Raw genomic sequence first — 11,311 nt, forward strand, 5'->3', positions numbered from 1 at the left:
GGTACCCATGGTGTGCCCCGTCAACCCGCCGCTAACCCGCCACGCGGTGTTTTTCTTATCCGGGCCGCTCACGCACCAGTTTGCGGCCGGACAGCGCCGGGAATACGTTTGTTGTGGTCACTCGGTGGTTCCGGGTTCAACAGGTAGCTCGGTTGGTTGAGCGCCAAGGCTCACGCGGCAGCATCATCGTGGCAAGTAGTCGGACGGAGCCGGTCATGGCAGGGGAGTACCTGTGGTGCCACACCGAGGAAATCCAGCGATGCACCATCGTGCGTGTGGTTGGTGTTCTCGGCCAAGCCACTTACTCGACGCTGCGCGACACATTGTTGAAGTGTGTGATTGAGCAACCCAGGGCGCTGATCGCCGACGTCGCCGACGTTCGGATTGCCACCGCGACAGTGCTGAGTGTGTTCACAGCGGTGCGGATCCGCACAAGCGACTGGCCCTCGATACCTATATTGGTAGCGACGGGGCCGCACCACGCCGAACTTTTCGGTCAGTCGCCGATCCGGCGATACGTCGGCTTGTACGACAGCGTCGCTACCGCGTTGACGAACGTCCATCAGCCACCACCCGGCAAACGAGCGTTCTGCGCCCTGCCACACGACCCTGGCAGTCCCCGGGCAGCCCGCCAGTTCGTCAGGCGGACATGCTTCGAGTGGGAGCTACCCGGCACGCTGACTGAGGACGCGGTGCATGTCGCCTCCGAATTCGTCCAGAACACGATGTCGCACACGGTCTCCGAGGCACGATTGCGCCTGGAACTGCGCAATGACCGACTCACCGTGGCGGTCGGCGACGACAACGCGGCGCCTGCCGTGATCCGCGACCCAGGGTCCAACGTCCGTAACGCGGCGGCGGGCATTCTCCTTATCGCGCAGATGGCGAAAAGCTGGGGCTGCGTCACCGACGAGATCAACAGCCAGAAAACGGTATGGGCGGTACTGCGAAGTCCGTGATGCCCTGGTTGGCGCTCCACAACGGACGGTTGTGGGCCGTGAACGTGGGTAATCCGGACACATTCCGCCAACGAGTTGCCTTCAGAGGTGTGCAGGGGATGCCGTCGCAAGAGCAAGACCGCGTACTGCCCGCCGCATTGCGGGCATGGGCGGAGACTTTGCCGGAACTCGCGGCGGATGTCGTCGTTGACGCCGACCTGACCAGGCCTTATCTCCATGTTTCGGTCGCGGTGGCGCCGGACCGGCTGGGGTTGTTGCGCTCCCGCGTGTGGGAATGGGCGTATGAGGCCGGTCTGCTCGACGAGGAGCGACAGGACATCGTGATGGCGACGGACGAGGCCCTCTCGAACGCGATGGAGCACGCTTTCCCGGCAGGGAATGGCGAACTGACTTTGTTCGCCGCCAGGGACCGGTTGGCGCGGGCGGTGCACGTGATTGTCTCGGACAACGGCACATGGGCCGCGCCGTTGAGCCGCGCGGCAGGTCGTGGCATGGGGTTGGCGATGATGGACCAGCTCGCCGATGTGTTCGATCTGCACCATGACGAGCGTGGCACCACCGTCGTCCTGCGTTGGGCAAGCCAAGCGAGTGTTTGAACCGCCCCGGTTCTGCTCGTGGGTTGCGCCTTATGCGATGTGCGGCCGCCGAATTCAAGTCCTTGAGAACCTCAGTGCCGGGTTTGGTGGCCTGACGCGCGGGAAGCCAGGTGCGTCAAGCAATCCATCTCATGTCTTTGGAGACGAAGATGTTCTTCCACCGCCAGGAACTTCAGTTCAAGGCGAGTCCGGAGCGGCCAGACGCGGTCTACGCCCGCAAGCTGCAAGAGGTGCTTGGAGGCCAGTACGGTGAAATCACCGTGGCGATGCAGTACATGTTCCAGGGCTGGAACATGCATGTCCCCGGCAAGTACCGCGACCTGGTGTTCGGTATCGGCTCGGAGGAGTTCGGTCACGTCGAGATGCTCGCGACGATGATCGCGCGGTTGTTGGAAAAGGCACCGCTTGGCATCACGAAAGATGCCGTCCAAGAAGATCCGACGGTGGCCGCGGTGATCGGTGGCACCGATGTGCAGCACGCGATTGTCGCGGGAGCCGGTGTGCGGCCGGTGGACAGCATGGGAAACCCGTGGCAGGGAACGTACATCACGGCCAGCGGCAACCTGTTGGCTGACTTCACCGCCAACGCCAACGCGGAGATGCAGGGACGGGTTCAGGTCGCGCGGCTGTACCACATGACCGACGACCACGGTGTGCGTGACCTGTTGGCGTTCCTGCTGGCGCGCGACACCGCACATCAGAACCAGTGGATGGCCGCTGCCGCCGAACTCCGGGAAAAGGGGATCGAAGACTACCCCGTACCCAGCAACTTCCCGCAGAGCAAGGAACACGCGGAGGTTTCGTACCAGTACCTGAACTTCAGTGACGGCAAGCAGGCTGGCCACGGTCCGTGGGCGTCCGGTACGACCCCGGACGGGAAGGGAGAGTTCAGCTACTACGACGGCCCCACCACCAGCGCGCCGATGCCACCACCCACTCACCCTGATGCCCGTTTCTATGGCACGACCGACCTTCCGAATGTCGTCGAGAAGGTCGCGGGCTCCGTTCAGGACAAATTGAAGAAAGAGTGACGACGTGACCCGCCTGGTTGCGTGCGGCACGCAGCCAGGCGGTCGGCGAAGGTTGACGATCTTGCCGGGCGGGCATACCGGGAGTTGAGACGGGCGAAGGAAGGCGAACCAGGATGGCGCAGGACCAGTATGCCCAGCAGGACCCGAGGTCGCAGTATCCGCGGCCGGGACGTCAGGAGGGGCAGGAACAGAGTCATCCAGGCACGGGCGAGCAGATGGGGCCGCGGCCCGACCACGGTGAAGAGTCCTACCGAGGCTCTGATCGGCTTGTGGACCGCAAGACGATCATCACCGGCGGGGATTCCGGGATAGGCAGGGCCGTAGCGCTGGCTTTCGCCCGTGAGGGTGCGGATGTCGTCCTGTCCTATCTTCAGGACGAGGAGCGGGACGCGAAGCAGACCGCCGATCTCGTGCGCGAGGCAGGGCGTCAGGTTGTGCTTGTGCCAGGCGACATCCAGACGGAGGAGCAATGCCAACAGGTTGTGGATCGCGCGGTGGCGGAGTTCGGCCGGATCGACGTGTTGGTGAACAATGCCGCTTTTCAGATGTCGCAGGATGATGGGTTGATCGAGATCTCAACCGAGCAGTTCGACCGGGTGCTCAAGACCAACTTGTACGCGATGTTCTGGCTGAGCAAGGCGGCTGTGCCGCACATGCGGCCAGGTTCCTGCATCATCAACACGTCGTCCATTCAGGCGTTCCAGCCTTCGCCGAACCTGTTGGACTACGCCGTGACCAAGGCCGGGATCGTCAACTTCACCAAAGGGCTCGCCCAGGACCTGATCGGCAAAGGGATCCGCGTCAACTCCGTCGCGCCAGGTCCGGTGTGGACTCCGCTGATTCCGGCAACCATGTCCGCGGACAAAGTGGACTCGTTCGGTGCCAACACGCCCATCGGGCGTGCCGCTCAACCGGCCGAACTCGCACCGGCGTACGTGTACTTCGCGTCGCAGGAATCCAGTTATGTGACAGGCGAGGTGCTCGGCGTCACCGGGGGAAAACCGCTGACGTGACCAACAGGATGGGAAATGAGCATGCGACGCTCGTGCGAGCTGCGCCACTCCACCATCAAGACGCTGGCGTCGTCCTGTAAGCGATCGTTCTGGTAGGCGAGGATCGTACGCATCAGCCTGCGCAGTGTTTCCGGTGCGGAGAGGCCGTCGGCCTCGTGGCGGATGATGTAGTCGGTGAACCGCTGTAGACCGAACTGCTGGCCAACGGAGTCACGAGCTTCCACGATGCCGTCGGTGTAGAGCACCAGGCGGTCACCTGGCTGCAAATGTCGCTGGCAGCGCACAGGTGGGATCGGAATCTGGAATCCCATGGGCGGTGTCGGCCGGCATTCCAGCTGTTTGAGCCAACGGCCTTGCCGGATCAGCAGCGGCGGTGGGTGGCCACGGTTGACCCAGCTGAACAGTCCGGTTCGATTGTCGAGGTTGGCGACGATGCCAGTGGCGAAGCGGCGCCGGTCGAAGTGGTTGCCGATCGCGGTGTCGATGTCGACACTGGTCTCCGCCAGGCTGCGATGGTGCCGCCGGGAGTTGCGGCAGGTGCCGGTGGCTAGTGCGACGGTCAGTCCGGCGGCTTGGTCGTGTCCCATGGCATCGAAGATGGACAGGTGCGCAGTGTCGCCGTCGATGGCGTAATCGAGGGCATCGCCGCCGATTTCATAGGCAGGCTCCAAAAGGCCAGTGATCACCAGTCCTTCAGTGGCGAATGACAACGGTGGCATCAGCGGCCACACAACGTCAGCAGCCACCGACATCGGTCTTGTCCGTACGAGTCGGGCGAAAGAGTCACTGTGGGTTCTCTTGCTGACGATGAGCACGGCGAGCAGCGATGCCAGCGCGCGAACCAGCTCCACCGAGGCCGCGTCGTTTTCTGCGGATACGGTGCCGAGAACCCCCACGCGCTCGGTTCCGTCCAGCAGGGGGATCCAGAAGTGGTGACCAGTTGGCTGGTGGTCGGATTCGATGAGCTCGACGTGCTGGAAGGCTCGACCTGCCAGGCCAGCGTCCACAGCGAACGCCTCGACGGCGCCTGTGGCCGACAAGGTGATCAGCGACTGCTGCCGCAAGTCCGGTATCAAGATCGTGATGTCGGACAAACCCGCGAGCGCACCGTAGTGGCTGACCAGATCGGGCAGTTGTTCCATTGTCGCGAGGTGACTTGCCTCCAGCATGCCTGCCAGCGTGGAGAAGCGTTGTCCGGCACCGGTCACGCCATTCACCTTCGCTTCAGTGTCCCGCCGATGGAACTAGCCTGTCGTCGTCGTACCCGCTGCCTGCTCCGGCAAACGGTCTACCACGTGATTGCGTCTTCGTTCGCCGGGTAGTCCAACACCGGAAACTGACGAAAAGGAGCCCCATGACTGACAGACGAGCAGACGAGAACGTCATCGCGCTGCTGGAGCGCCAGCACGTCGAGATCCGGACATTGTTCGGCGTCGTGGAAGGCACAACCGGAGACGAGCGCCGAGACGCGTTTCACGATCTCGTCCGGCTGCTTGCTGTGCACGAGACCGCAGAGGAGGAGGTGCTCCATCCCGAGGTTCGGCACGTTGACGGCGGCGACGTCGTGGTTGACGCTCGTGTCGGTGAGGAGCATCGCGCCAAGCAGCTCCTTTCGACGTTGTACGAGATGGGCCCGGACGCGGAAGGCTTCGACATCTTGTTCGCGGAGCTGAAAGCGGACGTCTTGGCACATGCGGGCCATGAGGAACAAGAAGAGTTCCCGTTGCTGCGCAAGGCGCATGACGAGAAGAGGCTACGGTCGATGGCGGGCGCTGTGCGCGCTGCCGAGATGATTGCCCCGACCCGCCCACATCCCGGTGTCGAGAGTGCCGCGGCGAACCTCCTGTTGGGACCGCCGTTGGCAATCATGGACCGCGCCAGGGACGCGATCCGGTCGGTCTTCAAGCGCTAGTGCGGTTTACGGCCCGAGGATGTCGGGTATGTCGGGATCGTGCTTGATCAGTCAGCCGATGTTCTCAGCGGATTTCCCGAATTGGCCGGATCGGACCTGATCGTCGACTACCCGGAGGGCGACGACCCTGTGCTGCGGCGCGCCGACGGTTCGGTGGTGGACAAGTGGCGCGAGAACTATCCGTATGCGGAGCGGATGTCACGCGACGAGTACGACCGGACGAAGCGCCTGCTGCAGATCGAGTTGCTGAAGCTGCAGTACTGGATCAAAGATACCGGCGGGCGGATGGTGATCCTGTTCGAGGGACGCGACGCGGCCGGTAAAGGTGGCACGATCAAGCGTTTCACCGAACATCTCAACCCTCGTGGCGCCAGGGTGGTGGCGTTGGGCAAACCGACTGAGCGGGAACAGGGGGAGTGGTATTTCCAGCGCTACGTCAACCACCTGCCGACCGCGGGGGAGATCGTGTTGTTCGATCGGTCCTGGTACAACCGCGCCGGGGTGGAACGGGTGATGGGCTACTGCACCGAGAGGCAGTACCAGCAGTTCATCGGGCAGGCGCCGACGTTCGAACGGATGCTGGTCGACGATGGCGTGACGCTGGTCAAGCTGTGGTTCTCGGTGTCACAGGCCGAACAGCGGACCAGGTTTCTCATCCGCCAGATCGATCCGGTGCGCCAGTGGAAACTCAGCGCCAATGACGTGAAATCACTGGACCGGTGGGACGCCTACACCCAGGCGAAGGTCGCGATGTTCCGTGAGACGGACACCGAAGCGGCACCGTGGACGGTCGTGAAGAGCAACGACAAGAAACGCGCGCGGATCGAAGCGATGCGCAGTGTGCTGGCCCGCATCGACTACGAGGACAAGGATCACGACATCGTCGGCGAGCCGGATTCCCGCGTGGTCGGTGCCGCGGCCACGCTGCTGGAAAAGGGTGAGGACGAGACTTCGCTCAGCCCGACCCCGATCGCACCGGTGGTTGACCCCGACCACGGCCCGGGGCTACACCCCGACGAAGCCTAGCGGGGTTACTTCGCCGATTCGAGGGTAGGTCGTTGCTATGACCTTCGAACGTGCGGTGGTGACCGGCGGGGCCGGATTTCTCGGATCACACGTGTGCGCCGAGTTGCTTCGGCGCGGCACACGCGTTGTCTGTGTCGACGACTTCCGCACCAGCACTCCCCGCAACGTCACGCCCCTGTTCGACGACAGCCGCTTCGAGTTGCGGGTCGCCGACGTGGCCACGCTGATCGACGTGACAGGCCAGGTGGACCTGGTTCTTCACCTGGCTTGCCCAGCGTCCCCTGTGGACTATCTGCGGATGCCGATCGACACCATGCGGTCCGGCGCCTTCGGGACATGGCAAGCGCTGGAATACGCCAGCGGGTGCGGCGCGCGGATCGTCGTCGCCTCGACGAGTGAGGTCTACGGCGACCCACTCGAACACCCGCAGCGGGAAACCTATTGGGGCAACGTCAATCCGGTCGGACCGCGCAGCGTGTACGACGAGGCGAAGCGGTTCGGCGAGGCGCTGACTGCCGCGTTTCACCGGGAACACGGCACCCGAGCGGGAATCGTCCGGATCTTCAACACTTACGGGCCGCGAATGCGGCAGCACGACGGCCGGATGATCCCGACTTTCCTCCGGCAGGCACTGGTCGGCGAACCGCTGACCGTGCACGGGACGGGTGATCAGACTCGTTCGTTGTGCTATGTGGACGATCTGGTTCGCGGCCTACTGGCGATGGCGGAGTCCGGCCACCCTGGGCCAATCAATCTTGGCAATCCGGAAGAAGTCACCGTACTCGACGTGGCCGAGCGGGTGATCGAGGTGACCGGAAGCCGTTCGGGCATCCGGCTTGTCGAACCCATGGTCGACGACCCACGCCGACGGTGCCCTGATATCACCGCGGCACAACGGATTCTGAGCTGGTGGCCGGAGGTTTCCCTACGCGAAGGACTGAAGGAAATGGTCCAGGCAGGACGGAATTGAGCCATGCGGATCCTAGGCGTCAACGCCATCTTCCATGATCCAGCCGCGGCACTTGTCGTGGACGGCGAGATCGCGGCCGCCGCGGAGGAGGAGCGGTTCTCCCGGCGCAAGCACGGCAAACGTCCGGTGCCTTTCTCCGCATGGGAGTTGCCGGAACAGTCCGCTCGGTGGTGTCTGGAACACGCTGGCCTGCAGCCCGGTGACCTGGACGCGGTGGCCTACTCGTACGACCCGAATCTGGTCGAGCCGGGGCAAAAGGGACTCGACGATAACTGGGAGGAGCTACGCACCCAGTACGCCCGTCGTTCGCCATACTTCCTGGCCACAGCGTTGCCAGGCCTCGATCCGGACATCGTACGGTTCGTCCCGCACCATATGGCTCACGCCGGATCGACCGGTTTGGCGGCCCCGTTCGACGGTGACTGCGCGGTGCTGGTGTCCGACGGGCGTGGCGAGTGCGCGTCTCATCTCGCTGGCAGCTACCGTGGGCATAAGCTGGAGACCTTTGCCACACAACGGCTTCCGCATTCACTGGGCCTGATGTACGAGGAACTGACCGAGCACCTCGGGTTCCTGAGGTCCAGCGACGAATACAAGGTCATGGCACTGGCTTCCTACGCCAAGCCGAAGCATCTGGATCTGATGCGCGAGCACGTCTACGCCACAGATGACGGCGGTTTCACCGTACGGCCGATCGACTGGGCCACCCTCGTCAAGCGTCGCGCCGCGGATGACGAGATGACCGACGAACACGCCGAACTGGCGGCAAGCGTTCAGGTTCGTGTGGAGGAAGTCCTGCTCGATCTGGTCAGATGGCTGCATGACCGAACCGGCCAGCGGCGACTGACCATGGCCGGAGGTGTGGCGCTGAACTGTGTCGCCAACACCCGGATTCTGGCCGAAGGCCCGTTCGAGGACGTATGGGTGCAACCGGCCGCAGGGGACGCGGGTACCGCGCTGGGCGCAGCACTGCACCTTGCCGCCGAAGCTGGTGAGCCCGCGTCGCCCATGGCCGGTGCCGATCTGGGGCGTGAATGGACAGACGAGGAGATCCGCGGTTACTTGGACCGGGCCAGGATCGCCTACTCCGAACCGCGGAGTGTGGCGGCGGATGTGGCCGAGGCCCTTGCTGCCAACAAGATCGTCGCGTGGTTCCAAGGACGCGGTGAGTACGGCCCGCGTGCGTTGGGCCGTCGATCGTTGCTGGCGCATCCCGGGTTCGCCGACAACTTGGGGCGTCTCAACGAAGTCAAGGGGCGTGAGCAGTTCCGGCCGATCGCGCCGATGGTTTTGCTCGACCGCGCGCCGGAGATGTTCGCCCGTGGCCCGATTCCCAGTCCGTACATGCTTTTCGTGCACGATGTCCGTCCGGAATGGAAGGACCGCATTCCAGCGGTGGTCCATGTGGACGGTACCGCTCGTGCGCAGACCGTCGACCCGGCGAAGGATCCGTTGCTGGCCAGGATGTTGGCGGAGTTCAACCACCGCACCGGTTTGCCGGTGGTGGTCAACACCAGCCTGAACACCGCCGGACGGCCCATGGTGGACGATCCACGCGACGCATTGGAGTGCTTCGGGTCCGCGCCAGTGGACCTGCTGGCGATCGGGCCGTTCGTGGTGCGCCGGTGAACATCCTGGTGTTGCGCGCCCTCGGACTCGGCGATCTACTGACCGCCGTTCCGGCCCTACGCGCGCTGCGCCGAGCGTATCCCGGCGCGACCATCACGCTCGCCGCACCGGCCTGGTTGTCGGACGCCGTGAGCCGCATCCAGGCGGTGGATCATCTGCTGCCTACCGAAGGCCTCGTTCCGATCGACTGGCCCGGATCTCCGCCAGACCTTGCCGTGAACCTGCACGGCATCGGTCCACAAAGTACACAGCTGCTGGCCAAGGTGTGCCCGGCCAGGTTGATCGCCCATCAACAGTGGAACCCCGATCGGCACGAAGTGGACAGATGGTGCGATTTGCTCGCCCGCAACGGGATCCCTGCCGACGCCAGCGATCTGCACCTCGGCGCCACAGGCCATCGCGGACCTGCCGTCGTTCATCCTGGAGCCAGTCATGGCTCGCGGCGGTGGCCCGGCGAGCGGTACGCCGAGGTGGTGCGCGCGCTTGGCCCGGACGTGGTCGTGACAGGTGACGCCTCGGAGAAAGAACTCGTGAAACGGGTTGCTGGGAGCGTGCCCACCCGTATCGGCGGCAGTGTGGGAGGTTTGCTTGACCTGATCGCCGCCGCGAGGCTCGTGGTATGTGGTGACACTGGCGTGGCCCATGTGGCGACCGCATACCGGACACCATCGGTGGTGCTGTTCGGCCCAGTCTCGCCTGGGCATTGGGGGCCGCGGACCGGCCCGCATCGGGCGCTGTGGCATGGCCGGACCGGTGACACGTTCGCTGACCGGCCCGATCCCGGACTGCTGGCCATCACTGTGGACGAAGTGTTGACGGCCGTAGCCGACCTGCAGGGAGGTGAACTGTGGCAGCACAACGCATCGCAGTCATCGGCACGGGCTACGTCGGGCTGACGACCGCCGCGTGCTTTGCCCGGCTCGGGCACAATGTTGTCGGCGCGGACGTCGACGAGGCCAAAGTGGCCGCGCTGTCCCGCGCGGAGGTGAGCTTGCACGAGCCCGCTCTCGCGGAGATCGTGGCTGAGGAATTGCGATCCGGACGGCTGCGGTTCGCTCACGGCCTGCCCGGCACATTGTCTGAAGTGGACTTTGTGTTCCTCGCGGTACCGACTCCGACTGGCAACGATGGGGCAGCCGACCTGACTGCCGTCTCAACTGTACTGGCACAGCTGCGCGAGCAGATCTCGCCGCGTTGTGTGGTAGTCGTCAAGTCCACTGTGCCTGTGGGCACTGTGGACCGTATCGTCGCATCGCTTGGTAGGACGACCGTCGTGGCCAATCCGGAGTTCCTTCGAGAGGGACATGCCGTCGAGGACTTCTTGCATCCGCAGCGGGTGGTCGTGGGCTCGGCCGACAAGCACGCGGCTCGGAAAGTCGCACGCCTGTACGCCGGAACTGACGCACCTGTCCTGATGACGAGCAGCGCCAGCGCGGAACTGGTGAAGTACGCCAGCAACTGCTTCCTGGCAATGAAACTGTCCTACGTCAACACCCTGGCGGAGTTGTGCGAGGAGCTAGGCGCCGACATCTCGGATGTCGCGGAGGGAATGCGGCTCGACCAGCGAGTCGGCTCCTCCTTTCTCACCCCAGGCCCAGGCTGGGGTGGCTCCTGTCTGCCAAAGGACACAAAGGCGCTGTTGTCCACATCCGCGGCGGCCGAAGTGGACTTCCCCTTGCTGGACGCCACAATCGCGACAAACGCGCGACAGGCACACCGCGTGACCGACAAGATCAGGAAGGCGGCGGGCGGGGCACTCTCCGGCGTCCACGTAGGACTATTAGGGCTGACATTCAAGGCTGGAACCGACGATATCCGGGACTCCCCAGCGCTGGCCGTCGCCGAATTGCTCGCGGCTGAAGGAGCCTTGTTGACCGGGTATGACCCTTGCGTGCCGACGGGGCGCCAGGTGGGTGCGGTGCGTGTCGTGGCCTCACCGTACGCGGTGGCTGAGGGAGCATCTGTGCTCGCGGTGCTGACCGAATGGCCCGAGTTCGCCGAACTGGACTGGTCACGGGTCACGTCGGCGGCTCCGCACCCGGTCATCGTGGACACGCGTGGCCTGCTTCCCGCGTCGAAGGTGGCGGAAGCAGGTTTGACACTGGTATCAGTGGGCAGACGCGACCGGCGCGAGAAGTAGTGGTGTCACTTCGGTTTACGCACCACTTCTCCGGC

At 64.2% G+C, this 11,311-nt stretch carries 11 protein-coding genes; 10 read left to right on the forward strand and 1 reads right to left on the reverse strand.

The window, feature by feature from the left end:
* The first annotated feature begins 215 nt into the window (after window positions 1-215).
* The 4 genes from LWC34_RS12700 (at window position 216) to LWC34_RS12715 (ending at window position 3,599) form a co-directional block, all read left to right on the forward strand.
* Window positions 216-959, forward strand: coding sequence for a hypothetical protein (locus tag LWC34_RS12700; protein WP_233725253.1), 744 nt, complete (start codon window positions 216-218; stop codon window positions 957-959).
* 98 nt (window positions 960-1,057) lie between these two features.
* Window positions 1,058-1,555, forward strand: a complete 498-nt coding sequence (locus LWC34_RS12705; protein WP_233725254.1) for an ATP-binding protein — start codon at window positions 1,058-1,060, stop codon at window positions 1,553-1,555.
* Window positions 1,556-1,704: 149 nt separating this feature from the next.
* Window positions 1,705-2,586, forward strand: a complete 882-nt coding sequence (locus LWC34_RS12710) for a manganese catalase (RefSeq protein ID WP_233726423.1) — start codon at window positions 1,705-1,707, stop codon at window positions 2,584-2,586.
* Between the two features lie 113 nt (window positions 2,587-2,699).
* Window positions 2,700-3,599 carry an SDR family oxidoreductase gene (locus LWC34_RS12715; RefSeq protein ID WP_372496473.1) on the forward strand — a complete coding sequence of 300 codons (900 nt, stop codon included), beginning with the start codon at window positions 2,700-2,702 and terminating at the stop codon, window positions 3,597-3,599.
* On the opposite strand, the gene LWC34_RS58015 is transcribed toward LWC34_RS12715, so the two are convergent.
* Window positions 3,548-4,807 carry a PP2C family protein-serine/threonine phosphatase gene (locus tag LWC34_RS58015; protein WP_233725255.1) on the reverse strand — a complete coding sequence of 420 codons (1,260 nt, stop codon included), beginning with the start codon at window positions 4,805-4,807 and terminating at the stop codon, window positions 3,548-3,550. The two genes, LWC34_RS12715 and LWC34_RS58015, sit on opposite strands and share 52 nt — an antisense overlap.
* A gap of 146 nt (window positions 4,808-4,953) precedes the next feature.
* On the opposite strand from LWC34_RS58015, the gene LWC34_RS12725 reads away from it, so the two are divergent.
* From LWC34_RS12725 to LWC34_RS12750, 6 genes are read left to right on the forward strand one after another with little or no spacing between them, the layout of a single operon-like run.
* Window positions 4,954-5,511 carry a hemerythrin domain-containing protein gene (locus tag LWC34_RS12725; protein WP_233725256.1) on the forward strand — a complete coding sequence of 186 codons (558 nt, stop codon included), beginning with the start codon at window positions 4,954-4,956 and terminating at the stop codon, window positions 5,509-5,511.
* Window positions 5,512-5,550: 39 nt separating this feature from the next.
* A complete protein-coding gene (ppk2, locus tag LWC34_RS12730) occupies window positions 5,551-6,537 on the forward strand; it encodes a polyphosphate kinase 2 (RefSeq protein ID WP_233725257.1) in 987 nt (328 codons plus the stop codon).
* 37 nt (window positions 6,538-6,574) lie between these two features.
* The gene (locus LWC34_RS12735) at window positions 6,575-7,507 is read left to right on the forward strand and encodes an NAD-dependent epimerase/dehydratase family protein (RefSeq protein WP_233725258.1); all 933 of its coding nucleotides are present in this window, start codon (window positions 6,575-6,577) and stop codon (window positions 7,505-7,507) included.
* A gap of 3 nt (window positions 7,508-7,510) precedes the next feature.
* Window positions 7,511-9,136 (forward strand): carbamoyltransferase family protein, encoded by a 1,626-nt coding sequence (locus tag LWC34_RS12740; protein ID WP_233725259.1) that lies wholly within the window; start codon window positions 7,511-7,513, stop codon window positions 9,134-9,136.
* Complete coding sequence (locus tag LWC34_RS12745; RefSeq protein ID WP_233725260.1) at window positions 9,133-10,032, forward strand: glycosyltransferase family 9 protein; 900 nt, start codon at window positions 9,133-9,135, stop codon at window positions 10,030-10,032. The genes LWC34_RS12740 and LWC34_RS12745 overlap by 4 nt, the downstream gene beginning before the upstream one ends.
* Window positions 9,984-11,276 carry a UDP-glucose dehydrogenase family protein gene (locus LWC34_RS12750; protein WP_233725261.1) on the forward strand — a complete coding sequence of 431 codons (1,293 nt, stop codon included), beginning with the start codon at window positions 9,984-9,986 and terminating at the stop codon, window positions 11,274-11,276. The genes LWC34_RS12745 and LWC34_RS12750 overlap by 49 nt, the downstream gene beginning before the upstream one ends.
* Window positions 11,277-11,311 lie beyond the last annotated feature (35 nt).

It is taken from the genome of Kibdelosporangium philippinense (assembly GCF_021390435.2).
GTDB lineage: Bacteria > Actinomycetota > Actinomycetes > Mycobacteriales > Pseudonocardiaceae > Kibdelosporangium > Kibdelosporangium philippinense.